Here is a 26083-nt window from a genome sequence, read left to right as displayed (position 1 = left end):
TGGAATCAGGCTGTAAGCACCCGGAGTTTTGCTTAGGAAGGTTAAATATGAAAATAGCCGTTGCGGGATTGGGATTTGTTGGATTGTCTAATGCTTTATTGTTGGCGCAGAATAATACTGTGGTCGGTTATGACATCGACCACACAAGGGTTGATCTATTAAATGACAAAATAAGTCCTTTTGCAGACAAGGAAATCAGGACGTATTTAACGAAAGATGACGTTTGTTTTAGTGCAACAACGAATGCTGTTGATGCTTTTTCTAGAGCCAATTTCGTTATCGTAGCTACGCCGACCGATTATGACCCGTCTTGTAATTTTTTCGATACGTCTTCCGTAGAATCTATTGTCGAGAAAATTTATTCCATAAATCAACAAGCCATTATTGTAATAAAGTCGACAGTACCCGTCGGTTTCACTGAAAAACTAAAAGAAAAGCTGGGTAGTAACGATATCTTCTTTTCTCCTGAGTTTTTACGAGAAGGGCGGGCATTGTTTGATAACCTGTATCCCTCGAGAATAATCATCGGAGAACAATCTGATAGAGCGGAGTTTTTCGCAAGCCTTTTGCTAGAAGGTGCGATAAAAGAAGATATCCCGGTCCTATATACAAACTCTACAGAAGCAGAAGCAGTCAAATTGTTTGCTAACACCTATTTAGCAATGAGAGTTGCATACTTTAACGAACTGGATTCCTATGCAGAATCTTTAAGCTTAAACTCTCGCCAAATAATTAGGGGAGTATGCTTGGACCCAAGAATTGGAGATCATTACAATAATCCTTCTTTTGGGTATGGTGGATATTGTTTGCCCAAAGACACGAAGCAATTGCTGGCGAACTACGAGCACGTACCTAATAACATCATAAGAGCTATTGTTGACGCGAATTCTACCCGAAAAGACTTTATCGCTGACTCCATCATAAAAAAATCTCCAAAGGTTGTCGGCGTTTACCGATTAATTATGAAAACAGGTTCAGACAATTTTCGTTCGTCTTCAATACAGGGAATCATGAAGCGAATTAAAGCAAAAGGTATTGAAGTTATTGTTTACGAGCCGGCATTAATGGATGAAGAGTTTTTTCATTCAGAAGTTGTCAATGACTTAGACGCCTTTATCAGAAAATCTGATATTGTGCTGGCAAACAGGATGCATCAAGATTTGCTGTGTTGCGATGAAAAAGTTTATACGAGAGATTTATTTGGGTTGGATTAGTGAGGCATATCCCATAGGCGTGTAAATTCAATCAGAAAATAATTTTCTTCAGAGAAAAAACTAGATAATTTAGCGTCATTGCTTTAATGTTCAGTTGAGTAATAACGTCATTACATATGAAGGCTGTGGGCATCGCCAGCAGTTCCATAAACTCTTGGCCAGGTTATAGTTCAGGTCTAATTTGGCGTTAAGCGCAAACTGTTAGGTAATCGATTATGAATAATAAAATTAAATCAATGGTATCACTAATTGTGGCATCGTTTTTTTTCATGCTTTCAACACAAGCTTCGGCCGCAGAAGGACCTCAGGTTAGAGTCGCCAGCGAGTTTATAAATATCCACCTTGGACCAGCAAGTGAAACGCCAATCTTTTATGTTGCCGAGAAAGATGAATGGATGGTTTTGACCAACCGTCGCACGGGTTGGTTTAAAGTACAAACAGAAAGTGGCTTGGAAGGGTGGATTGCGGAATCTTCATTGGCTTCTACGCTCGATGAAGAAGGGAACCCCGTCAGTTATAACCCTTCGTTAGTGAAAAATTTTATTACCAATTTATCTAAATAACTGATTATAATTAAAAGAGATTTTGCAAGCCCCCCGCTTGTTGGCTTTTTATCATTAATGTATAGTGACGTGAATAGCGTATTATTCACGGCACTTCGAATATAAGCCGTATCGTTACTATTAAAGCTTTACTAAGAACACGAATAACAGGAGCAAATTTCAGTGGATACCTTTAAAAGCAGATTTATCCAGCTTTCACTAATTTTAGTGCTTTCGGTCACAACCATGACAAAAGCCATTGCTGAGGAAGACGTCGAAACGACGGTAATCGACCCGGTAATAGGTCAGCCGACTATTGAAATGCATTCCAAAGATTTTGAAATTTCAGGCTTCCTGGGTTTGGCTGGTGTTGACCAGGTAACTACTAATGGTCTAGTCGGGCTGCGCTTTGCTTTCCATATCACCGAAAATATTTTTGCTGAGGCCTCTTACAGTGTATCAGGGCATGCTAACAGTGTTACCTATTACGATGCAGTGATGGGGTATCAGTTTCCGGGGCAATTATTCTTAACTCAAAACTATCGATACAATACTGCTACCTATTTAGTCTTCGGTGGCGGTAAGTCCGATTTTGAAAATCGCCCTGGAGCTCACAACACTGTCGTTGGTGGCGGTGGCTACCGGATTATGATTACTGATGACTTAAATGTACGCTTTGACTTACGCGGCCATGTACACCATCAAATTGAAGGTGATCGAGATAAATGGGCAATTGACTTTGAAGCCGCGGTCGGTCTTGGCTATTATTTTTAAACGAGTGTCATTTTTTTAGAGATTTCTAAACAACTGTAAGCTGTTGTAAAAAATGGAAATGCATTAACCGCTCTATAAAAACAGGAGTTTTTGGTTAAAAGCACGGTTGTTTTAAATGGGTCGATAGTGTTACGTTAAGCTATATACGCTATTGCTAATAACAAACCGTTTAATTCGTGAACAGGTTAACCGATGAAATACAATAATAAAAAAATGGCAATGCTGTTGTTGCTTGTGTTGCCGTTTTTAGCACCCTTTAAGGCATTTTCCCAATCCGAAAATGAATCCCAAACGACCAACAAACCGTTGGAAGTTCTCAAACCGCAAATTGTCGATTTAAGCACGGAACTTCGCCTGCTCGAAGAAAAGTTGCTTTATCCTGACGTTGAACAAATTTCCATTTATTTGTCATTTAATACCCGAGAGCAGTTCCTCATTGAAAATTTAAAAATTAAACTGGATGGCGAAGTGATTTCATCAGGCCAGTACGAATCCCGACAAATCAATGCGTTAAATAAAGGTGGAATCCAGCGTGTATTTTTAGGGAATATTTCTCCGGGCGATCACACGCTAGTTGCTTTCTTTACTGGTGTTGACGGCTATAATAAACCTTATAAGCGTGCCGCAAGTCTGGATTTCAACAAAGGTAGTACTGCCAAAGCGATTGAGCTGAAAGTGTCTTATTCGACTCAATCCTTACAGCCGATCTTTGAAGTTGTTGAAAGATAACAAGCGTTTACGAGCATACCAATGAGAAATCAGCAGTATTCAAAATCGAGAGCGGACACTCCACGCAAAATTAAGCAGTTTTTGACCCAAGGGTGTTTACATAGCCGAAAAGATAATCTGTTATCTAACGGCGATTCCTTTTCCCTGTCTAAATGTGCCAGACAAGTGGGCTTTGTCCTATTGTCTGCAATATCAGCCTCCACCATGTCTTTCCAGGTGGCAGCTGATCAAGAAGGCACTACCGTTGCTGAACAATTGCAAGAGCACAAAGTTCGCACCAATCAATTAGATTTATCCACGTCTCTTGCAGCCTACGAATATTACCAAGGTAATTATTTTGACGCGCTGACTGAGCTGAGCCTCGGTAAAAAAGAGTTAGGTGAGGCCGTTACCGCCAATGGTGAACTCTTTGCTGCAGGCTTGAATCTCCATTTCGACATCAATAGTGATGCTGCTCGTAAATTTGAGGAATCGTTAAATGCGATTGAAGATCCTCAGTATCGTGATAGCGCCTGGTTCCTGTTAGCGAAAAGCTTTGCTTCCAAACAAAACGTTAACGGTGCTACACAAGCCCTTTCGAAAGTAGGTGATAATTTACCAGATTACATGCTGGATGATTATTACTACCTGCTCGCGCAAATGCATATTGCTAATGGCAAAATGGATCAGGTGGGGCAGGCCCGTCTCAATATCCCGGCCGAATCTGTTTACCATTGCTATATCACATTTAACGAAGCGGTTAAGTGGGTTGAACTTGGCGACCTTGATCAGGCCATCAAGCATTTCAAGCAAACTGTCGCCCTGGCAAAACAGCTTCCTGTTTCTGACGAAAGTGAAGCGTTAAGCGACCGCGCCAATGTCGCGATGGGTTACCTTTATATCCAGCAAGGTATGAACGACCAGGCAGTAGCGTCGTTCAAAGAGGTGACTCAGAATAATCTCGATACCCATTCCGCAATGTTAGGCTATGGCTGGGCCATGGCTAACAAGAATGAGTACTATGCAGCCATTGCAATATGGCAACAATTAACCGGCCAGACGTTACAGTCTCCTTTCGTTCGAGAAGCATTTATTGCCGTCGCGTATGGCTACGAACAACTCGACGATCTGCAATCAGCGCATACGGCTTTTAATAACGCCCTTCAACACTTTAACCAACAACAGGCCATTACCATTGGCGCTTTGAATATGGTGAAAAGTGAAGCGTTTTTCGATTCGGTTGTGCAACACAGTATTGATGTGGCAGAAGCAAACAAACGTCGTGGCCTCAAGGGGGCGGATGTCTCCCTAACCTTGCCGCCACAATTGCACAGCGCGCAACTCGCTGCGAGTAAATCGTTTCAGAATAAGCTAAAAGATTTACAAGACGTCAATGCAATCATTACCCAACTTCTTGAATGGCAATCACGGGCTGATGCCTTAGCGGAGGGCTATTACGGTACGCTAACCGAAGATTTGGATATGTCCTTTGAGGCCGAGCAACAAGTTAATCAGCAACGCATCCAAACGTTTATGACAAGCTTGGTGCAGCATAGTGATAGTCTTAACTCCCAATGGCAAACTCACCAGGGGCGTATTTATCAAGACAGCAAAGTCGAAGCTAAACAAACAAAGCTACTCGAAGATTTAGCTCGTTATCGTCAGTTAACCGAATCGTTTGAGAACCAGGTCGGTGTTGATAAAGAGTCTGAAGAATATAAACAGGATCTTCAGCGCTTGAATCGAATCGGTGGTGTATTGTTATGGCAACTCGGTGATTATTTTCTCGATAATCAGGGTGCTAGTGACAAATTTGATACGGTTATAGCCGCTGGACGTTATCAGGAAGCCAGTGCAACTGAGTTAACGCCAATTAATAACCTGCGAGCAAAACTGCAAGGTAAACTGAATGATGCGCTTCTGGTTCGTTCAGAAATTACCCGGGATATGCAAACTCAGTTACAAACGAGTTTGACCACACAATTACAAGATATCGATCATTATGTGCAACAGGCACAACTGGCTATTGTCCGCCTGCAAAACGCCGGTTTCCAACAAGATAATGAGTTTAACGATACGAACTCAGGTGGAGGTCAGGAATAATGAACAAAAGCCTATTAGCTCTTACTGTATCCGCTGTATTGCTAAGTGCCTGTACCAGCTATAACGAAGAAGACGCTAGAATCGCTGATGCGAGAGAGCGTCGTTCGACGTTAGCTGAGCTGGATTTACAACCTTCACCATTAGTGAAAATGGAATTGCCGAAGTTAGAAGCCAGTGATCTGAAATCGGCGTTTCATGATGTATTGAAACTCGACATCCCCGAAGATATTAAAGCCAATATTCGTCAGCGCCTGGCGATATTGGAGCTTCTTGAAGCCGAAGAAGCCCAGTTAAATGGTGGCCCTGGCAATCAATATTACAATGAAGCCATTGCCGCCTTGAATGATATGATCGACCAAAACCCAGGTGGTGTTGGTAATGACCGTTTACTGTATCAACTTGCTAAAGCTTATGACCTGCAGGGCCAACAGCAACAAAGCTTTAACACCATTGAGCGTTTGATTGAGGAACATCCTGGCAACCCTTATATGCTGGAACTGGAATTCAGACGCGCTGAAATTCTGTTTTCTCAACAACGCTATAGTGACGCATTAAAGAGCTACACCGAAGTTGTTGCGAATCATGAAAATAATCCGTTTTATCATATCGGCCTGTATATGCAGGGTTGGTCTTTATACAAGATGGAAGCCGATGACCAGGCATTAGTATCTTTTACCCGATTACTTGACGCTTTGATTATCGCCGAATTTGATAATATCTGGAGCATCGATGAAATGGCGTTGTTAATCCCGAAGGGTGATCAACAGCTACTTCGCGAAACCTTTGAAGTCATGACCCTTATCTTCTCGTATAGTCCGGAAGGTGGTGGTGATTCAATTGCCGCTCATTACGACCGTTTAGGTGAGCGTCCATATACTTACCTAAATTACCAGGCGCTCGGTGATTTTTATCTTGAGAAGCAGCGCTACACCGACTCTGTCGATGTTTACGACGAGTTTGTTAAACGTAATCCAAATCATCCGGGCTCAGTTTGGTTTTCGAAACTGAAAATGGATGCATTAGTTCTGGGTAATTTCCCTACCCAACTGATGGAGGAGAAGCTCAAATTCGCTGCGGCTTACGAATTAAATTCGCCATACTGGAACGATAAGTCTGAAATTAACAAACAGAAAATCACCCCTGTGCTGATGGATTTGTTGCAGGAAATTGCGCAAAACGCCCATGCTGAAGCGCAGGCCAAGAGACGCATTGTTTCCGCAGCATCGAGCCCAAGCAATCAACAGCTTGAAGAGATGGAACAAGCCTATCAGCAGACAGCTCGATGGTATCAATTATTCCTGTCAAACTTTCCGGGCCATGAGCGTTCAAACGAAATCATGTTCTACCTTGCCGAAAGTTATTATGAAACTGAGCAATATCGTCTGGCGGCTAAATATTTTGAGAAAGTTGCTTACCAGCAAGAAGACGATCCGAACGGTGCTGAAGCCGCTTATGCCCTGATTCTTAGTCAGGAAAAACTGCTGGCGCAGTTACGCTCAGCTCCGGCGATTTCTGAAAATAATATTTTGCTGCAGGAATTTAAAGCGCAGTTTATCCTGCATTATGGCAATGATCCTCGTTCCACCATGGTTCAGAACGACATTATTCAGGAGTTCTTCCGTGAGGGTGAATACGAGAAAGCCTTATTGTATGCCAACAATGCGCTGGAAAATGATCCTCGATTAACGTTGGAAGAGCGCATTTCAGCCCTGCTGGTAATTGGTCACAGCCAATTTGCCATGGAAGATTATAAAGATGCGGAACTGACTTACGAGCGCTTGCTGGTTAAGTACGATCACAATAAAAAACGCTATAGCGATATCAATGACAGACTAGCGGCAAGTATTTATCGCCAGGCGGAAGTGGCCATTGCCCAGCAACAGTTGCAGCAAGCTGTCGATCACTTTGCGAGAATTATTCGTAAAACCCCAGATTCACCAATTCGCTTAAATGCACAATACGATATGGCCACGTACCTGTTGGAAATGGAATCCTGGAACAAAGCCATTGATCAGTTACATGAATTCAGAGTTCTGTATCCTAACCATCGCTTGTCTAAAGAACTGTTAACTAAGTTAGCATTTGCTTACCAGCAGACTGAACAATGGGAACAGGCTGCTAACTATCTGAAGATGATTTGGGCGGAAAAACCACAGAGTGAAGAAACTCGCGAAATGCTATGGTTGGCCGCTGAAACCTATGAAAAAGCCGGTAACCGTTATCAGGCATTACGCTCCTATCGCGTATACGCACACACCTACCCGCAACCATTTTCTGTAAATATGGAAGCGCAGTACAAGATGAGCGAATTTTATCGTGAAAACGGTGATAATGAGAAACGTGAATTCTGGCTGAAGAAACTTATTGCCTCTGACAGCAAAGCCGGTGAAGACAGAAGTAACCGCTCCAAATACCTTGCTGCGATGGCATCCATTACCTTCGCTGAACAGGCCATGGATAAGTTCACTCAGACCAAGCTTACTCTGCCATTGGCGAATAGCCTTAAAAAGAAAAGAGCCTTGCTTGATACGGCATTAGCGGAGTACAACAAAACCTTATCTTACGGTGTCGCGGATTTTACCACTCAGGCTAATTTTCAAATTGGTGCGATTTACAATCAGCTGGCGAGTGATTTAATGAATTCGCAACGCCCGCAAGGATTAGATGAACTAGAGCTTGAGCAATACGATATCTTGTTAGAAGAGCAGGCGTTCCCATTCGAAGATAAAGCCATCGCAATTCATGAACAAAACGTTCAGCGTAGCTGGAATGGTATGTATAACGAATGGATTCAGGAAAGTTTCACTGCATTAAGTAAGTTATTGCCAGGTCGTTACGATAAGCAGGAAGTGATTGTAGAGGTTGTTGATGAATTTTACTAAATCCCAAAATCGTAGCTATTCCATTCGTCACTGGCTACTCTTATGCTCCCTACCTTTTGTTATGGTTGGTTGTGCGATGAGCCCTGAAGAGGAAGCTGCTCTTCTTGCCGAGCAACAACGACTTGAAGAAGAAGCTCGCCAGGCGAAGTTAAACGACGGTAAAAGTGAAGAATACCTGCGTTTGATTGCACTCCCTAACAAGTACAAGCAAAGCGCGGTACAGGTGCAACCGCCATTGTCTCAGGAGATCAAAGCGGCGATGGCTAAAGTGGATGGTGGTGAAATTACTGATGGCAGAAAAGCCTTGGAAAAAATCTCCATCAATCACCCAAACCTTTCAGGAATTAAACTGAAGTTAGGTGATATTGCGCTTAAAGATAACAACCTGAAACTTGCACAGGTATATTATCGACAAGCCATTAGTGCTAATGAGTTCAATTATTTCGCCCATAACAGACTGGGCACAGTACTAAGAAAACTCGGCCAATTTGAGGCAGCTAAAGCCCATTACCTGGCAGCTATAGACAGTTGGCCTGCTTTTGCTCCTGCGCACCACAACTTAGGTATTCTTCTGGATATTTATCTTGGAGATAAAGCTGGTGCAATTCAGCATTATCAAACCTATCAGGTTCTTACCGATAGCAAGAACCGCAAAGTGAATGGTTGGATTGCTGATAGTTCTGCGCAATTATCAGCCTTGCAGAAGGGAAACAATAATGGCTAAGTTGATAACTACAAACATAAGGCCAATTGCTTTATTAATTGTTACAGCCCTTGTCAGTACTGGCAGTTATGCGCAGGAAGAGGCTGAAGCGAACGAATCAACCGATGATGTGGTAGAGCAAACACCTACAACATCATCAAATACTTCGGTTACTACCACCCCCACTAGTAGTGGCTTTATTACCTTGGAAACGACAATTGTTGGAAACAAGGAGCAACCTAAAGTTTTGTCTATTGTACCATGGCAAAACCCGGAGCAAGCCGGCACGCTTTCTACCGAAATCACCAGCCAAATCGAGCAGGTGTTTCGTCCGTTAGATGCCGAGACTCTGAATCGGGAAATCGTGTACTTTAAGCAGAGCCAACAATAATAAAAATGGACTTTAGCGGTCGTTAGTCCGCTTTTTTAATAAATCAAAAAATTAACGTATTTGTCAGTGCGTTATGGTGTATTTTCAGATAACAGAACAAAAAGGTGAGGACCTATGTTTGAGACAATTATTCGATTCTTCCAGGAAGGGGGTACCTTCATGTTTCCTATTGCGGTGGTACTGGCAATAGGACTTGCAATTGCACTGGAGCGTGCAATTTATCTAAGCCGAGCATCTCGTCTAAATGGCAAGGCGCTTAAATCTATCCAACCATTATTAATGCGCAAAGACTTCGAATCTATTGGCCGTATTTCTGACAAATCAGCTATCACAAGTATTTTCTCTGCCGGTGTAAACCGCATGAAAGACACTACCGATCGCGGTGAGATCGAATACGCGATGGAAGAGGGCGTGATGGAAGTTGTGCCTCGTTTAGAGAAACGCACTTCTTATTTAGCCACATTAGCTAACATAGCAACTCTATTAGGTCTACTTGGTACCATTATCGGTCTAATCGCAGCATTCTCTGCAGTAGCTTCTGCAGATCCGGCAGAGAAGGCATCGTTACTATCAGAGTCAATCTCTGTTGCGATGAACACAACGGCATTCGGTCTGATTTCCGCAATTCCATTGTTGTTGCTTCACTCGGTATTGCAAACCAAAACTACTGAGATTGTTGATAACCTGGAAATGGCTGGTGTCAAATTCCTAAACATCATCAGTAAAGATAAAGCGGCTAAGCAAAACGCACAATAAGGCGGGCCTTACTAATGCTAAGAAAGCCCCGAATTAAGCGCGAGGATGCTGAACTAGACATTACATCATTTATGAATTTGATGATTGTTCTGGTGCCGGTGCTTTTGATGATGATGGTATTTTCCCATATTACCGTTCTGGATCTTAAGCTGCCGGATTTAGCAGATCCCGCCCAGCAGACGGAGCAAAATGACGAAGAGGTGAAAAACCTGGAAATTATGGTTCGACAAGATGCCATAGAGGTTTATTACCCGCAGTCTTATTTGCTCAAGTATATTCCTTCCAATGAGGAAGGGTATGATTATGAAACTTTAGTGGCGACGCTCAAGCAAGTGAAACAATTATTGGCAAAACAAGGTATCGAAAAACGCGATTTATCCCTGTTGTTAGAGCCAGATATTGACTATCAGACCATCGTAACCCTTATGGACAAATCTCGCTCCTACAAGGCTGTTGTTGTCGCGTCTGTTGTTGATGCCGAGTTATTTCCGGATATTTCCCTTGGTGATGCGCCAATGCTAAAAAATCCTGAGTTAGTCACTCAAGGTGTAGCTGCAGCCGGAGGTAATGAATAATGAAACAGTCATTACGTGCCAAACGCATGCAACGTCATCACGAGAGAAACTCGAAAGTATCAAAACTAAGCCTTGTTTCTTTGATGGATATATTCACAATTTTGGTTTTCTTCCTGATGGTGAATGCATCTGATGTGCAAGTATTGCAAACCAATAAACAGTTGGAATTGCCTGAGTCTGTTTCTGAGGAAGCTGCTGAGGAAAATCTGTTAATTATGGTTAATGCCAATAATGTGATTCTTCAAGGCCGACAAATTATTACTGTAGAGGAATTGATGGCGCTGGAAGGCGTTATTGTTGAATCTTTAAATGATGAGTTGGAATATCAGAAAAATCGCAAGCAACTGACAGAAGACGAGCTGGAAAACGGATTATCCATCAACATTATGGCGGATAAAACGGTTCCTTATGCGTTATTGAAAAAAGTAATGCAAACCTCAGCTTCTGCGGGCTATACCAATATTTCTCTGGCAGTAGAGCAGGTATATGCCAATACAGATGCGTTGCTTGAAGAGGCTCAGGCCGCAGAAACCGGGGAGGCAGGACAGTAGTGAGCAGTCAAAAAAATCCTGTGCTGATCCACTGGCGACTAGGGGAAGACAACAAAACCTTTAACCGTATTACCGGAGTTATGCTCGCCCTGACTCTGATCTTTACGTTGATCGTATCGTTGATCACCCTGCCGGAGCAGACCCGGGAAGAAAAGGAAAAGATTCCTCCGCAGTTGGTACGGATCATGGAGCGAAAGGTAGAAGTTGTTCCTCCTAAGATAGAGCCAGTTCCAGAATTGCAGGCGGAGGCTGAACCAGAGCCGGAGCCTGAACCAGAGCCTGAAGAGCCAAAACCAGAGCCGGAACCAGAGCCAAAACCTGAACCTAAGCCAGAAGTGGTGAAGGACGATAAGGTTAAAAAAGCTCAGGAGAAAGCAAAGAATTCTGGTCTTTTAGCTCTGTCTGATGAGTTAAGCGAAATGCGTGATCAGTTAGACATGGGTAATCTGCAAAGCGAAAACCTAACTAACGAAGGTGGTAACGCAGAGCAGACACAGCGCGTGATTCTGGCAGGTAAAACCAAAGGCACATCCGGTGGTGTAAGTAACGCAACGCTATCTACAGACGTAGGTGAGGGTGCGCAACTTGCCGGCCGAAGCAGCACTGAATTTACTGCGAAAGTGATGCCTACGGGTGGTAATGCCGCTGTAGCAGCACAGAGTGAATCAGAGATGTTATCTGGTGCGCGTACCACGGAATCAATTCGCCGTACGTTCGACAAGAACAAAGGTGCGTTATATGCGATTTATCGCCGTGCATTACGCTCTGAACCCGGTTTACAAGGTAAAGTTACGGTTAACTTGATCATTCAACCTGACGGTACAGTAACTCTGGCAGATATTGCTTCGAGTGAAATTGATCTTGATGAGTTCAAACGCAAGCTGCTTGCACGTATCAAGTTGATAAACTTTGGCCCGGAAGACGTAAACGAAACGAAACTATCGTACACGTTTAACTTCTTACCGTTCTAGAGCGGATGATTACATTAAAAAACCGGCTTAATCGCCGGTTTTTTTATGCCAATGAAAAGTACACAATCGAAGATTGTTCCGGGTACGAGACAGAAAACGTCTCTTCGGGTACACAATCGAAGATTGTTCCGGGTACGCGGCAAAAAAGCGCCGCTCCGGGTAACGAGCACTTTCACTCGGAGTAACTCGTTGAGTTACGTACCCGGAGTGAAATTTTCAATTTCACGTGCTCGAAGGGTGTTTTTTACCCGTACTCGGAGCGGAACCATGTTCCGCGTGCTTAAAATTGGAGATTATTACGGGTTCTAGACGGACCATAACTCGGAGTGAATCTTGATTCACGTACCCGGAGCAACGATTTAGGTTGCGTTCTCGAAGCCAATATCTTTTATTGGCGTACCCGAAATAAAATCTCTGATTTTATGTTCCAGAGCTTCGCGTCAGAATGCCGCCAACCGCTGAATCACCCAAAACATCGCCAGAGATCCGCAAAAGTAGCCTACGACAAACCGCAGCTTATCTAAGGTTAAGGTTTTCATCATAAGCCTTAACAGAAGGAAACCTGCAAATAATGCTCCCACAAACAATAACTGGCCAATTTCTACGCCAACATTAAAGCTCAGCAACGCCTGCCAGGCTTCGTCCTCGGGTAACCCGATATCGCTTAACACCGACGCAAAGCCAAAACCGTGTAGCAGGCCAAAACTCGAAGAAACGGCCACTGGATACTTCAGGGTTATGCTATTTTGTTTGTTTTTCAAAATTTCCCAGGCGAGCAATACGATACTCAACGCAATAACAGCTTCAACCGGGGCGATAGGAACATAAACAGTGCCAGTACTGGCGAGAATAAGGGTGATGGAGTGAGCAATTGTGAAACCAGTAATGGTAAGCAACAACTTTTTACCTGTGCGGGAAATGTAAATTAAGCAGGCGACAAATAACAAATGATCTAAACCAATTAAAATGTGCTCAATACCCAGAACCATGTAGGTCACGAAGGTATTCTGTGTTTTTTGTTCATCGCTCAGCTTATAGCTTTGTAGGTCAGCATTTAATACGTCAGTAATAACTCGCCCTTGAGCGTCAATAATGCGAAGCAGCACGTCGGCAGAATTGTCCCTGAGCCCTAAAATGGTTATTTCCAAACCAGACAAGCCAGGACGTTCAAATTTCCAGCTGGTAATGTATGCCTGACGTATAAACTGACCGCTGACTAAACCAAGTTGACGGCTATTTTCATCGAGTTGCACATCAAGCTTCAACCTGGCGCCATCCCTTGCCGGAACCTTAAATACCGCTTCGAAGGTACTATTATTTAGTTGTTGAATCGTTAACGATGCAGGGCGCATGTCATCGGCGCTGGCGACTTGTGCATAGATAGTAATCAATAATGTGAAGATGAATAGCCGCATCAATAGTCTCCGGCAACTAAGGTTGGTCTGCTTACCTTAATGTCATAGCGACTTAGTAATTCTTCCTCAAAAGCTTGTTGCTGCTCGAGGTTTTTCTGGTATCGCCAGTCGGCCAGCACTTTATCTTTCACGACGGCAAAGTCGGGTAGGTTACCTGATTCTACGTCATTGATATATACGAAATGCAAGCCATATCCAGAACGAATGGGACCGGTCCACTGCTTAAACGGTTGCACCGATAACGCTTGGGCAAAATCATTGCCAAATTGTCTGGCTATATGGCTTTTCCTTTGCTTCTGTAAAACTTTGGGCAACAACGATGAGGAGCCTTCCGGTTCAAGTCCTTTATTGATTCGGTTTTGCTGTTGCTCCACCCAAATACTGATGTTCTTTTGTGGTACGTCATGACTCATAAATACCTGAGAAAAACTGAATGCACCCTGCTGTTGATACTTTTTCTGGTGCTCGACAAAAAAGCGCTTAAGCTCTTCGTCTGAGGGCGGCGATGCTCCAGCGATATCCTGGATCATGAACTCCATTTTTTGCCTCAGCCTTTTGCGGATAACTCCATCATTACTGTCCAACCCCAAACTTCTTGCTTCCCGGGCGTAGATCTCATCCATCACATAATTGCTTATCAGGTTGTCCATTTCTTCCTGGGTCGGTGTGCGCTGCCAGACTTTTACAAAACGTTGATGTAGTTGTTCAACCCGACCTTCGCTGACGACGATAGTATTTACATCTTCAGGAGCCTGCGGATTCAACGCCTCAAAAATGACAAACAAAGCAATGGCGATAGCAATGAAATGGGATAATGGGTCTCGGAGTATTGTTTTTATCATAATCTTCAAATTGTCTTAGCAAGTTGTTACTCAATTCAGTGCCCTTGTTTAAAGGGCACTCACGGGTCGAAAAACGGGTTAATTGGGGGTATACCAAATTGGCGAGCTATACACCCTCTCCTGGATGGTAGCCGGCTGATTGGTTTCCTTGTAGTCGATACCTAGCTTGATAGCATCTAACAATGAATATCTCGGGGTGGGGATCTCCAGGGCGCGTACGTAATAGAAACTATGTTGAGCAGGATTAAAATTCGGATCTTCCCAGGCTACTGTAAATTGCTGAGCACCTATGCTGTTCTCGTATTTGCCGGTTTTTAGATCAACCGTATTGCCAACTTCTTTTGTACATCGACCTTCTTCATTGATTGAACGACCGTCAGACACGGCAATATCATAAATACGCTCTCTGGCTTCGCCCTTTTCATCCAGCCATCCTTTGACAATTTGCATACGGTCCAGATTGGCGCCATCGGGCGCTTTCAGAACCGATGCCATAAAGGTGGGAGATTTGTCGCTCTGCGGAGTTAAGTCGCCTCCCATGGGGACGCCGTTCTGATAACCTTGCTTAACGAGAGATTGAGGGTCTAAATTATCACTATCAAAGTCATAACCAGCAAAAAATCTTAATGTGATTCGGGGTCCTGACGTGGCGTAGACTTCTTTACGTTTAAAAGCTGCAACAATCTCTTCTCGAGTATTTTCTTTCGCCCACACTGCAGCGTATCCTGCAGCGGCCATATCCCAACCCTTTGAACTTCCTAATCCAGTTGGCTTGTTTCTGATTTCAGGTTTCGAGTCATGCTGACCTTTTCCGGCAAAGTTATTCTCTTCTGCCGCGGCAATGCCAGTATGTGCATCGGTGCTGCCGATCATTCCTACTTTATATGGGTTAACGCCAAGCTGTGATTGAAATTCTAACCCACGTAATAAACCGGAACGTACGTAATCGGCTTTGTCCGGCTCTGCTAAAGAACCGTCCGGCGTAAGCACAAAGGTGTAGGTTTCAAAATCGGCAAATTCATCATTTGGCGATAAATCAGGATGAGTTTCAGAGTCACCTTTTATTTGCGTGACTTCAACCACAGGTTCCCATTTTGATCGAGCTTGAGAATAGGATTTATCAACCGGTTTGCCATTATTTCTTTCGGTTGGAAACATGCGATTACGGCTGATGTTGGGGTTGTGTGGGATGGCTACAAAGGTTGCACCGGTGGCTTTAGACGTTGAATCTAACCACTCCCATAAATCTTCAGGATCGTCACTCTCAAAAGTGCTGTATGGAAGATATTTTTTCGCGACATCACCATCTTGCGATTGGAAAACGACCCGATGCAAATTGGCGCCTTTAGTATTCGAAGTCCATTCCCAACCAATAATCGCTGAAAAATTACCGGGGTCATTGTGTTTTTCCGCTTCACTAATGTAACGCTCCCATGCCGTTCTTCGCTTTTCTCCTGCATGTAAATCCATCGCCATCTCTTTAGCCGTCAGCCCTAATTTGTTTTCTTTGCCATCATTAGCGTTCTGCAGCTCATAATAAACCTCGAGCAACTCTTCTTCTGACTTCGAGCCTCCAAGTTTCAGGAACGCCTTGCCAGATTTGGTTTCGGCCAGTAAAGGTAAGTTTTCATCGAATAGTAGCGGCATATTGCCCAGCATTTCAGCATGATCGGCAATGACGAGAAAATCTAATGGAGTATTAATTTGCCATTGTTCGCCTGTTGTGGGATTTGTGATTTTTTCTCCTTTTGCGTAACGATATGCAGTTTCAGGAGTTGAACTTGGCGTCCCAAAAAGATAAACGTCAAACGAATTGCCGGTATGGTTATGGGTATCACCAAAATAGACGTTGGCTGGATAATCACTATCTTTTGCAATTGCACTTTGCTGACAAGCGACCAGTATAGCGACAAAGATGGCGTTTAATGGTGTGGAAATTTTCATAGGTAGCTCTATTAATTCAGAATTATCTAGAGTATAGTTCAACATCTAACGTGAATTTTTTCGCCACAAACAGGTGGCCCCATCACATTCTTGTCAATTTTACGCCTCCATACTCAATTCCAGCCAACTCAGACAGTTCTTTGTTCCAGCTGGCAATATCGTACTTATTAAACTGATTAAGGTGATTGTGACCGCAAGCCCGCGCCATGATTTTCATAAGCTCAGTGGATGCCGTGAAAAATCGGGCGAGTTGTTCGGCTCCAGTTTCAACATCTAGGCGTTTGGTGAGTTCTGGATCTTGGGTGGCAATACCTGCGGGACAGTTATTCAGGTTGCACATTCTGGCACCTACACAGCCAATTGCCTGCATCGCAGAATTTGCCAGGGCAATACCATCGGCGCCCAGTGCCAGGGCTTTTACAAAATCACTGGGGGTGCGCAGCCCACCGGTAACAATTAGGGTGACTTTGTCACTGGCGCCAATTTTATCGAGTATGTGTCTGGCTCTGGCTAATGCCGGGATCGTCGGTACACTGATATGGTCTCTAAACAGTGCCGGTGCCGCGCCGGTACCACCACCCCGGCCATCCAGAATGATGTAATCGGCGCTGGCTTCGACAGCAAACTTAATATCGGCTTCGATATGGTTGGCACTTAATTTGAAACCAATGGGGATGCCACCAGTAATTTCCCTAACGTGGTTGGCAAAGGCTTTAAAATCATCGACGGTGTGTAAATCTTTAAACGTTGCCGGCGATATGGCATCGGTGCCCGCTTCGATACCACGAACACGGGCAATTGATTCGGTATTTTTGTCCGCGGGTAAGTGGCCACCGGTACCGGTTTTCGCTGCCTGGCCACCCTTAAAGTGAAATGCCTGGACCTTCTTAAGTTTTTCTTCATCGTAGCCAAAACCCGCACTGGCATATTCGTAGAAGTATCGGTCATTATTTCTTTGTTCGTCCGGCAGCATGCCGCCCTCGCCAGAGCATATTCCGGTTTCAGCAAGCTGTGCGCCTTTAGCTAGCGCAACTTTGGCATTTTCCGATAGAGAACCAAAACTCATATCTGACACGAATAGCGGAATGGACAAGCGCAGTGGTTTTTTTGCCTGTTTGCCGATAACCAGTTCGGTCTCTACATTGGCATCATCAAGCAAAGGCTTTTTCGCAAGCTGGGCAACCATGATTTGTATATCATCCCACTTCGGTAATTGCGATTTTGGAACCCCCATGGCCACCATAGGCCCGTGGTGGCCGGTTTTGGTTAAGCCATGCTTAGCTAACTCATGAATATAAGCAACCGTAGGCTCTTCTGGGGTGGGTTTCGCTTTGGGTTGTTTTTGTTCAGAAGCATCAAGGGAAGTGAGTGAACTACTGATATCAGTGCCCTCAGACTTTGCAGGTTTGCCTATGTCATCGTCACTATATTGTTTATGAGTGCCGTCGCAGAAAGGCAGGTTTGACGATTGTTTGCACTGGCATAGATAAGCGGTTTTATCTTTATCGACCCCCACCTTTATCGGCGTAATATCTGTCGATGCGTGGGAACCATCGCAATATGGTTGGTTCGCCGATAAACCACAAGCGCAAAAATACACGTCTTTTTCCGTGGTTAATGAAACTTTAGCAGGGACAATATTGGCGATAACAGGTTTGGTCATAGGAAATCCTTTGCTTGGCGTTTTATACAGTATAGATAAATTTTCTTACCATTTAGCAGTTAACAAGCATCGCCGTTTTGCCTTAGAATTCATGAAATAAATCTTTACGTATTAATGCTTTAAGGAATGCAAAAATCATGTTGAAATCAAATGCGAACACAATCGTTATCACAGGGGCAAATCGAGGGATCGGATTAGCGATGACGGGTATTTTTGCGCATCGCAATAATCGTGTTTTTGCGGTTTGTAGAAAGCCATCGGCAGAACTTATGAAACTGAGCAATGAATACGATGTTGAGATAATTCAAGATATTGATGTTGCTAACGAAGACGATGTGATGGTACTTAAAGAGCGTTTATCTGAAATTGATATTGATCTGTTGATCAACAATGCCGGTATTTTAAGAGACGAGTCGTTGCAAGACTTTAACCCTAAGCAAATTGAACAACAGTTTCGGGTAAATGCATTAGCGCCATTGATGATTTGTCAGGCATTGCAGGCAAATTTAAGCGAAGGAAGCAAGATAGCTCTTATTACTTCAAGAATGGGCTCTATCGCCGATAACACATCCGGTGGACGTTATGGATACCGAATGTCAAAGGCGGCTTTGAATATTGCCGGCATGTCTTTAGCAAAAGACTTATATACTAAAGGTATAGCGGTTGGTATCTATCATCCTGGATATGTGCAGACGGATATGGTCAACGGGCGCGGTGATATTTCTGCTGAGGTCGCCGCCGAGCGGTTGGTCGGTCTGATGGATGAGCTAAACCTAGAAGGCAGCGGAGTATTCAGACACTCCAATGGAGAAGTTTTACCCTGGTAGTGATCCAGAAAACAGTTACGGACAGGAACATGATGAAAGTATTGGATACAGGTAAGTTGTTAGTCGCGGGTTCGGCAATGGCGATTGCCGGCGGTGCGCAGGCGGAATCGATAAGTTTGAAATCGCAAACCATATCGGCGCCATTTTCTATTTCTCAGGATCCTATCCGCGGGAATTTTCTACCCAACCCCGGCAAAGAAATTATTTTAATTGGTGAAAATGACGGGCAAGGACAATTGGCGATTTTTGCCGTCGATGAACGCTCTGGCGAATATGAGCTTTTTCGCCACCTACCCATAGATAGTCAATTCTTTTCTTTTGATACCGATGCGCAATTAAAACTTCAGCAAGGCGTTGCAGCAGCGGATAAATCGGCTCTCAACCGCCTGTACTTTTTAACCTCTGATCAAGTTGTTGAATTACGTCCTGAAGACGCTTCTCAACCTTATCACCCAAAACTTGATGTCAAATCCATCGTCATTAAGGATTCATCGAACTATTTAAAACGCGCTAATTTCGTTAAGCACCTGAATCGGGATAATCATCCGGATTTTGCACTGACCGATTTTAAAGGCATCAATTTATACGTTTCCACTCAAGCAAATGAGGACAAGGCAAGCGAGGACGGCAAAGCCCAAGTGTCATACGTTAATCAGCAAATCCCAGTTACGCCGATTGTTGAAGTTTTTGAAAGTAGCGTTAGCTATACCCAGAGAAAGTGGTTTTTGACCGACATGAACCAGGATGGCAAGGTAGATATTAACTGGGTTAATGATGGCGACTTGTTGGTTCATTACGCCAAAGATAACGCTGAATTTTCTCTGGAGCCAACTGTGGTTTCGATCAATTCGCAGATCTCCGGGCAAAACTGGTGGGATACCCGTAATGCTGATGGCTCGAATCTGGATCAAAGTAACCTGGATCACAAAAACCTTGAGCGCATGGAAGATATCAACGGCGATGGTATCACCGACCTGATAGTTCGCCATAGCACCAGCTCAGGCGTTCTTGATAGAAGCAACGATTACCAGGTGTATTTGGGGCAGGTAAAGAATAACCAGGTTGTTTATTCCGAGCAGCCGAATACGGTTCTGGCAAGCGACGGAACCGTGGGTGATATCGAATTTGTCGATTTAAATCGTGACGCGCGTCAGGAAGTTTTAATGTCTTCCTTTGATATATCTGTATCCCAGATCATCGGTGCTTTACTCAGCGGTAGTGTCGATCAGGATGTGCTGATTTATGTTCAGGACAGTCAGTCAGGCTTGTTCAAGCAAAGCATTAGTAAGGAAGTCGAACTTACCTTTAGTTTATCTACCGGAAAGAGCGGCGCCCCTGTGGTGAAGCTTGCGGACCTTAATGGTGATGGCTACAAAGAACTGATCCTCAGCGCTGATGAGGATAAGTTGAAAATCTACGCTGGCGTCAATGGTGATCAATACATTGCCAGTAAAGCGCAGAAGTTTTCTCTACCATTGCCAAAAAATGGCGTTTTGTTAAGCTCAGATGATTTGAACCTGGATGGCAAAGAAGAGTTACTCGTCCGTTATGGCGATGAGGACGCTGAGCAATATCATGACGACTTGCTGATTGTTAGTGCGAAATAGATGAATTTTAGATGGCAGACTGCAGACGACAGATTGCGGATATCTTGGCAAGTATGTTTTCATTTAGACGGCAGACAACAGATGACAGACTGCGGATATCTTGGCAAGTATGTTTTCATTTAGACGGCAGACAACAGATGACAGACTGCGGATATCTTGGCAAGTATGCTTTCAGTTAGATGGTAGACTGTAGACAGCGGACAGTCGACAGCGGACAGCGGAAATCTTGGAAAGTTTGCTCTTTACTTTAGTCTGTTGTCTGTGCACTGTTTCCTTGTTTTGTTAATTTCATGCCGACTATCAATGATAACAACTTGCAACGCATTTGGATCCTGGTGACGCTCGTTCCACCGGGTAAAGTGGTGAGCTATGGTCAGCTAGCAGATTTAGCAGGATTGCCTGGTCGCGCGAGGTTGGCTGGTAGAGCCTTAAAACTGGCACCCAAAGCGCACAATTTACCTTGGCATCGCGTGTTAAATAGTCAGGGTAAAATATCCCTCCCCAAAGGCTCTGATGGTTATCAAGAACAGGTTAAACGATTGCAGGAAGAGGGCGTTGTCGTGCTTAGCGGTAAAGTTAAGCTAGCCGAATTTCAATGGCAACCGGATCTCGGTGAGTTATTAGCACTTCCGTTTTAAAAACACTTCGAGATTTTGAATGAGAGCCAAAATCTCTGGACGGCAGACAGCGGATGGCAGACTGCGGAAATCTTGGCAAGTGAGCTTTTTCTGAATTCTGTCGTCTGTGCACTGTGCACTGGGAGTTTCAAAAATCTGCGTTAGCTGATTTTGAAATCCCCGCCTTTTTTGTCTACATTTCTATATGTATTTCATAATGTTGTAACAAAGTTGTCATAAAACTTCACAAGGTTGTACTTGCCGTGGCGGTGAGTCTTCTGCCTGTACCCGCTGATTATTTACTTGTGAATCTATCAAACATACACAGAGGAACGATTCCATGTTGAAGAAACTACTGCTCGTGGCGGGCTCTATCATTTGCGCCACTACACTGACTTTAACGTCTGCTAGTGCTGAAGAAGGCAAGCGTTATGATGAAAGCGTTAAATGGAAAAACATTGTGCAAATTACCTATAAAATAGGTAAACGGGACGCTGCATTAAAAATCATCAGTGATTACTATAAAAAGGCCTCGGAAAAAGCCAAAACACCAATGCCAGAAGTAGTTATGGAGATGCATACCGGCGATTACGATTTGCTCGTGGTTTGGCATATGGAGAACGGCGTTGAGGACATGACCTGGGAGCAAAACCCTAATGGTATGGCCTGGCGCAAAGCCTTAAATGAAATCGCCGGCTCAGAAGAAAAAGCTCAGGAAATCCTGGATAACTACGCCAGCTACATCGATCACGCTGAAAATCAGATTGCGATTGTAAGATAAAGGCAATGAACCGTTGAAGTTTCCCTTAAAGGTTCAATCTTTAAAAGGTGTCAGCTTGAAATGGAAAGCTTTCAAGCGGTGTCAAAAGCGACATGTGAGTCGCTTTAGGTGTCAATGAAGAGCCAAAACCTACTTGTCTCTCGATGTTAATCTGTCACCTTGAACCTGACAACGAAAAGGTTCTGTCTCTCGACGCTAGTCTGTTTTCTTTTACAGAACCAAACAACGTTTGGTTCTGAGCTACCTTTGCTTCGCCTTAGTGCCAATAATCTTAAACGCTGGTGTGCCCCGAACCAGAGTATCCCTGGCGAACTCAGTCTGACAATTGGGACATATTCCTGGTTGCTGGGTATTATCCTCAATAATCCTTTCTTTAAAGCACTTAATCAGGGCACCAGTGCCACCTTTTTTGTATTTGAACAATAGCTGATTGCAGTTACTGCATATCACTTTTACGGTTTTGGTTGGCAGTCTTTTATTCGGTTTAGCCATAAGAAATTAGCGTTCAGAAGTCAAACGATAGAATTCAGAAAATTAGTTGTTGGATGATAACAGATTTGACAGGTAAAGAGGTGTCAGCTTGAAATGGACAACTTTCAAGCAGGTGTCAAATTAGGGTTTAACCGTTTCTTTAACTTATCAACGGTTAAAGGTGTCAGCTTGAAATGGACAACTTTCAAGCAGGTGTCAAATTAGGGTTTAACCGTTTCTTTAACTTATCAACGGTTAAAGGTGTCAGCTTGAAATGGACAACTTTCAAGCAGGTGTCAAAATCCGCATACAACGCGAATTTAAGGTGACAACGAAGAGCCTAAATCTATTGCTCTTTCGACAACGTCCTCACCCCATAACCGCTTGGCAAGCGCAACTCCACCGACGAAGTCTCCACCTCTCAACCGCCCAGCAGGCGAAGTAGTCACCCTTAGAGCAATTGTTCACCGACAATTGTTCGCCAATCATTCTTATCCCCGTACAGCAGAATTTTTTACGAACAAAGTTTGGCCATTCCCTGTGCTTATTTCGATTGCTTCACCGTCAATGAATTGCTCAGGCAATTAAACATGGCACGCTCCATCATAAAGGCTCTGGCCTTTTTGGGTTCTGCAGCGGTTTCCATAAACATCTGCTGGCGTTTTTCCTGAATATTGGGGTCGGTGGATTCCATCAGCTTTTTATTTTCGATGGTATGCTTTTGCACAAACTCTACTGCCAGGTCTTTACGTTGTCGGTCATAAAGAGCAAATAGAGCGTTATGATCCGCTTGGTTGTGAATGATATCCACTAATTTAATGGGATTGGTATTATTCGACAGTTTTCGTTTGAGCTAGTGTGCCGCTAACCCCAGTGCAAAGCGCAACAACGCCACTATGGCTGGCAACCTTACCCGATGAGGGGGCAAATGGTGGTTTCTGTCGCAACCAGCAAGAGTATCCGTGGTGATTGGCGTCATTTTGTTTTTAACAAAATGACTAAGGGCGACATTCGATTTCTTTCGAATACTGACTAATCGTTAGAAATCGAAAGGGTGACGGTCCGATAAAATCAGACCGCTGACAGTCCAAAATTAGAAATTTCGGACGCTGACAGACATCGAAAAACGATGCCTGCGGACAATGCAGAATGGAAGGCAAATTCTGCATAAGCTGTTTGTAAAAAGCTTTCAATGTAAAATAAATGTACGATAAATGGTAAATCAGCGAATCACATGTTAGACTTCACCTCGTTAAAATGTTCTACCCGATAATCGATCATCGCTTCTACGTCTTAGTTTAAAGTTAGTCACTATTTGTTTCTCTCCTTAATCATTGTTTAAAGCTATTCGCTTAAGTTAGTTCTTTTTTAGCAACATGCGTAACTTACGCACATTGATAATTTTATTTAATAGGAGAGTTTTATGTCTAAAACTACAGGTACTGTAAAGTGGTTCAACGAAACTAAAGGTTTTGGTTTTATTACACCAACTGATGGCAGCAAAGATGTGTTCGTACACTTTCGTTCAATCGTTTCCGATGGTTTCAAAAGCCTTGCGGAAGGTCAGCAGGTTGAATTTGTTGTAGAACAAGGTCAAAAAGGCCCACAAGCGGCTAACGTGACTGTTATCTAACAGACGAATTTAATGACAAGCTTGACGAACGTTAAGCTTGTCATCTATTTGCAATAATTGCTTCTTATACTCAATTAGAGGTACACAATTTATTTTATAAGGAAATGAATGCGCTTTTTAATCGGCAATTCAAATTGTTATTATCGAAACCCACCAATATCAGAAGTTGCGGTAAATAAGAACACTGTCACTTTCAACGATACTGACGGCAAACAAAAACTTAGATTCAATTCACCAGCTCAAAGAACACTTTTTATAAAGTGGCTTTTATCTTAAGCTTTTAAATCCCTCGTTCATTGCAACATAGTAGCTATCAATCAATAGCCTATCCAATTTAACGCTGCATAGTTAAATCAATCCACATGAATGACTGATCACTCAGCATATATTTGAAAAGGTAAATTTTTCAATTTATTGAATCGAATATTATGACTGGGTCAATTAAATAGCTCGTTTCTTCATATTTGCCCATGCAGAAATGCCCGCGAGGCAATTCTGACTAGATCACATATTTAAGAGGGGTGCTATCGTATATAATGAAACGGTATTTTTACTCATCTTTTTTAAGGCGCTATTTTGTCTAATTCAACTTCATCGATGCCCGATAACTCTTGTTTCTCACAGCTCTCCCTAAAGCCAGAATTAATGTCAAATTTAGCGACCCTGGGTTATGAGCAAATGACACCCGTTCAGGCAAAAAGTCTGCCTCAGGTGTTAAATGGCAAAGATGTCATCGCACAAGCGAAAACCGGTTCCGGAAAGACAGCGGCTTTCGGATTGGGGTTGCTGCAAAATTTGCGAGTGAAACGATTTCGTATTCAGGCAATGGTGTTATGCCCAACACGAGAACTTGCCGATCAAGTCGCTAAAGAAGTCAGAAAACTCGCCCGTGGCATTCACAACATTAAAGTATTGACCTTATGTGGCGGCGTACCCATGGGCCCACAAATTGGCTCTTTGGAGCATGGTGCTCATATTATCGTCGGAACACCGGGACGAATTTTAGATCACTTAGAAAGAGGCCGAATCAGTCTCGAGGAATTAAATACCCTGGTTCTGGATGAAGCAGATAAAATGCTTGATATGGGGTTTCAGCCCGCGATTGATGCATTGGTTGCAGCAGCGCCTGTTAGTCGTCAAAGTTTATTGTTCAGTGCTACGTTTCCCGAACAAATTCAGAGTGTTGCAAGTAAAATACTGAAAGAACCTGTGATGGTAAAAGTAGACGGCAGTGAAAATCACAGTTCAATAAGCCAATATTTCTACCGTGCGGATAATCAACAGCACAAGCTCGAAATAACCAAAGCTTTGTTACTCGAACGTAAGCCCGAGTCCTGCGTTATATTTTGCAATACTAAGCAAGCGAGCTTTGAAGTAGCGGATTACCTTGCTGATTTCGGCTTTTCCTCGCTGGTATTAAATGGAGATTTAGAACAAAAGCAGCGCGAACAAACTTTAGTCCGTTTTGCCAATAAAAGTGTTTCCATTTTAGTCGCCACCGATGTGGCTGCCCGCGGGTTGGACGTAGATAAGCTCGATGCGGTAATAAACTACGATATCGCTCATGATCCGGACACCCACGTACACCGTGCAGGACGAACTGGTCGTGCTGGTGAGCAAGGTTATGCGTGTAGCCTTTATTTAGACCGAGACGCACAGAAGCTAATCAGCATTGAAGAGTATCAAAATATCACCATAACGGATTCTGAATTACCAGCACTGAATGCATCGCAACCAGTCTATAAACCAACAATGGTAACGCTGAGAATTGACGGCGGGAAAAAACAAAAAGTTCGCCCTGGAGATATTTTAGGAGCGTTGACCGGCAAAGGTGGTATCAACGGACAAGCGGTAGGGAAAATCAATGTATTTGATTTTTGCGCCTATGTTGCGGTTCAAAAGTCTGTCGCCAACGATGCGTTAAAAAAGTTAGAAACAGGAAAACTCAAAGGCCGGACATTCAGAGTCTGGAAGGTTTCACAATAGTGACGTTGCGAAGCTTTGTGCTGGTCCTTACTTTCCGATAAGTTAGCTGAGCGGCTAGCGGCCGAAAAGCGAATGATAGACTTTCTCCTACCAAATAATTAACAAAATCCTCTTGGGTTTTTCATTT

The 26083-nt window shown here is 43.5% G+C and carries 24 protein-coding genes; 18 read left to right on the top strand and 6 right to left on the bottom strand.

Annotated features, from left to right (window positions below):
* Nucleotides 1–47 precede the first annotated feature (47 nt).
* The 12 genes from FNC98_RS11645 (at nt 48) to FNC98_RS11590 (ending at nt 12170) form a co-directional block, all read left to right on the top strand.
* A complete protein-coding gene (locus tag FNC98_RS11645; protein WP_143581401.1) occupies nt 48–1214 on the top strand; it encodes a nucleotide sugar dehydrogenase in 1167 nt (388 codons plus the stop codon).
* 215 nt (nt 1215–1429) lie between these two features.
* Complete coding sequence (locus tag FNC98_RS11640; RefSeq protein ID WP_143581400.1) at nt 1430–1777, top strand: SH3 domain-containing protein; 348 nt, start codon at nt 1430–1432, stop codon at nt 1775–1777.
* A gap of 225 nt (nt 1778–2002) precedes the next feature.
* Nucleotides 2003–2530, top strand: a complete 528-nt coding sequence (locus FNC98_RS11635; RefSeq protein ID WP_143581399.1) for an outer membrane beta-barrel domain-containing protein — start codon at nt 2003–2005, stop codon at nt 2528–2530.
* 192 nt (nt 2531–2722) lie between these two features.
* A complete protein-coding gene (locus tag FNC98_RS11630) occupies nt 2723–3259 on the top strand; it encodes an AraC family transcriptional regulator (protein ID WP_143581398.1) in 537 nt (178 codons plus the stop codon).
* A gap of 21 nt (nt 3260–3280) precedes the next feature.
* Nucleotides 3281–5341: a tetratricopeptide repeat protein gene (locus FNC98_RS11625; protein ID WP_143581397.1), complete on the top strand. Its 2061-nt coding sequence runs from the start codon at nt 3281–3283 to the stop codon at nt 5339–5341.
* Nucleotides 5341–8223: a tetratricopeptide repeat protein gene (locus FNC98_RS11620; protein ID WP_143581396.1), complete on the top strand. Its 2883-nt coding sequence runs from the start codon at nt 5341–5343 to the stop codon at nt 8221–8223. Before FNC98_RS11625 ends, FNC98_RS11620 begins: the two co-directional genes overlap by 1 nt.
* Nucleotides 8210–8947 carry a tetratricopeptide repeat protein gene (locus tag FNC98_RS11615; protein ID WP_143581395.1) on the top strand — a complete coding sequence of 246 codons (738 nt, stop codon included), beginning with the start codon at nt 8210–8212 and terminating at the stop codon, nt 8945–8947. The genes FNC98_RS11620 and FNC98_RS11615 overlap by 14 nt, the downstream gene beginning before the upstream one ends.
* Nucleotides 8940–9317 carry a hypothetical protein gene (locus FNC98_RS11610; protein ID WP_143581394.1) on the top strand — a complete coding sequence of 126 codons (378 nt, stop codon included), beginning with the start codon at nt 8940–8942 and terminating at the stop codon, nt 9315–9317. Before FNC98_RS11615 ends, FNC98_RS11610 begins: the two co-directional genes overlap by 8 nt.
* 114 nt (nt 9318–9431) lie before the next feature.
* Nucleotides 9432–10073 (top strand): MotA/TolQ/ExbB proton channel family protein, encoded by a 642-nt coding sequence (locus tag FNC98_RS11605; RefSeq protein ID WP_143581393.1) that lies wholly within the window; start codon nt 9432–9434, stop codon nt 10071–10073.
* A gap of 14 nt (nt 10074–10087) precedes the next feature.
* On the top strand, nt 10088–10648 hold the full coding sequence (locus tag FNC98_RS11600) for an ExbD/TolR family protein (protein ID WP_143581392.1): 561 nt from the start codon (nt 10088–10090) through the stop codon (nt 10646–10648).
* Nucleotides 10648–11199 (top strand): ExbD/TolR family protein, encoded by a 552-nt coding sequence (locus FNC98_RS11595; protein WP_143581391.1) that lies wholly within the window; start codon nt 10648–10650, stop codon nt 11197–11199. The genes FNC98_RS11600 and FNC98_RS11595 overlap by 1 nt, the downstream gene beginning before the upstream one ends.
* On the top strand, nt 11199–12170 hold the full coding sequence (locus FNC98_RS11590) for an AgmX/PglI C-terminal domain-containing protein (RefSeq protein ID WP_143581389.1): 972 nt from the start codon (nt 11199–11201) through the stop codon (nt 12168–12170). The genes FNC98_RS11595 and FNC98_RS11590 overlap by 1 nt, the downstream gene beginning before the upstream one ends.
* A gap of 440 nt (nt 12171–12610) precedes the next feature.
* Here FNC98_RS11590 and FNC98_RS11585 read toward each other — a convergent pair whose 3' ends face one another.
* From FNC98_RS11585 to FNC98_RS11570, 4 genes are all read right to left on the bottom strand, one after another.
* A complete protein-coding gene (locus tag FNC98_RS11585; RefSeq protein WP_143581388.1) occupies nt 12611–13585 on the bottom strand; it encodes a HupE/UreJ family protein in 975 nt (324 codons plus the stop codon).
* Complete coding sequence (locus tag FNC98_RS11580; RefSeq protein WP_143581387.1) at nt 13585–14427, bottom strand: peptidyl-prolyl cis-trans isomerase; 843 nt, start codon at nt 14425–14427, stop codon at nt 13585–13587. The genes FNC98_RS11585 and FNC98_RS11580 overlap by 1 nt, the downstream gene beginning before the upstream one ends.
* A gap of 78 nt (nt 14428–14505) precedes the next feature.
* On the bottom strand, nt 14506–16371 hold the full coding sequence (locus FNC98_RS11575; protein ID WP_221932883.1) for a DUF3604 domain-containing protein: 1866 nt from the start codon (nt 16369–16371) through the stop codon (nt 14506–14508).
* Nucleotides 16372–16453: 82 nt separating this feature from the next.
* The gene (locus tag FNC98_RS11570; RefSeq protein ID WP_143581385.1) at nt 16454–18034 is read right to left on the bottom strand and encodes a glutamate synthase-related protein; all 1581 of its coding nucleotides are present in this window, start codon (nt 18032–18034) and stop codon (nt 16454–16456) included.
* Nucleotides 18035–18171: 137 nt separating this feature from the next.
* Between FNC98_RS11570 and FNC98_RS11565 the strand changes: the two genes are divergently transcribed.
* From FNC98_RS11565 to FNC98_RS11550, 4 genes are all read left to right on the top strand, one after another.
* On the top strand, nt 18172–18861 hold the full coding sequence (locus FNC98_RS11565; protein ID WP_143581384.1) for an SDR family oxidoreductase: 690 nt from the start codon (nt 18172–18174) through the stop codon (nt 18859–18861).
* A 29-nt stretch (nt 18862–18890) separates the two neighbouring features.
* The gene (locus FNC98_RS11560; protein WP_143581383.1) at nt 18891–20468 is read left to right on the top strand and encodes an FG-GAP repeat domain-containing protein; all 1578 of its coding nucleotides are present in this window, start codon (nt 18891–18893) and stop codon (nt 20466–20468) included.
* Between the two features lie 290 nt (nt 20469–20758).
* Complete coding sequence (locus FNC98_RS11555) at nt 20759–21106, top strand: MGMT family protein (protein WP_143581382.1); 348 nt, start codon at nt 20759–20761, stop codon at nt 21104–21106.
* A gap of 319 nt (nt 21107–21425) precedes the next feature.
* Nucleotides 21426–21866, top strand: a complete 441-nt coding sequence (locus FNC98_RS11550) for a hypothetical protein (RefSeq protein WP_143581381.1) — start codon at nt 21426–21428, stop codon at nt 21864–21866.
* 240 nt (nt 21867–22106) lie between these two features.
* On the opposite strand, the gene FNC98_RS16980 is transcribed toward FNC98_RS11550, so the two are convergent.
* Complete coding sequence (locus tag FNC98_RS16980) at nt 22107–22358, bottom strand: hypothetical protein (protein ID WP_143581380.1); 252 nt, start codon at nt 22356–22358, stop codon at nt 22107–22109.
* Between the two features lie 523 nt (nt 22359–22881).
* The gene (locus FNC98_RS11540; RefSeq protein WP_143581379.1) at nt 22882–23148 is read right to left on the bottom strand and encodes a hypothetical protein; all 267 of its coding nucleotides are present in this window, start codon (nt 23146–23148) and stop codon (nt 22882–22884) included.
* 612 nt (nt 23149–23760) lie between these two features.
* Here FNC98_RS11540 and FNC98_RS11535 point away from each other — a divergent pair.
* Nucleotides 23761–23970 (top strand): cold-shock protein, encoded by a 210-nt coding sequence (locus FNC98_RS11535; protein WP_143581378.1) that lies wholly within the window; start codon nt 23761–23763, stop codon nt 23968–23970.
* Nucleotides 23971–24567: 597 nt separating this feature from the next.
* Nucleotides 24568–25956 (top strand): ATP-dependent RNA helicase DbpA, encoded by a 1389-nt coding sequence (gene dbpA / locus FNC98_RS11530; RefSeq protein ID WP_144035543.1) that lies wholly within the window; start codon nt 24568–24570, stop codon nt 25954–25956.
* Nucleotides 25957–26083 lie beyond the last annotated feature (127 nt).

The organism is Thalassotalea sp. PS06 (assembly GCF_007197775.1).
Taxonomy (GTDB): Bacteria; Pseudomonadota; Gammaproteobacteria; order Enterobacterales; family Alteromonadaceae; genus Thalassotalea_A.
This window is presented reverse-complemented; position numbering and strand designations above follow the sequence as displayed.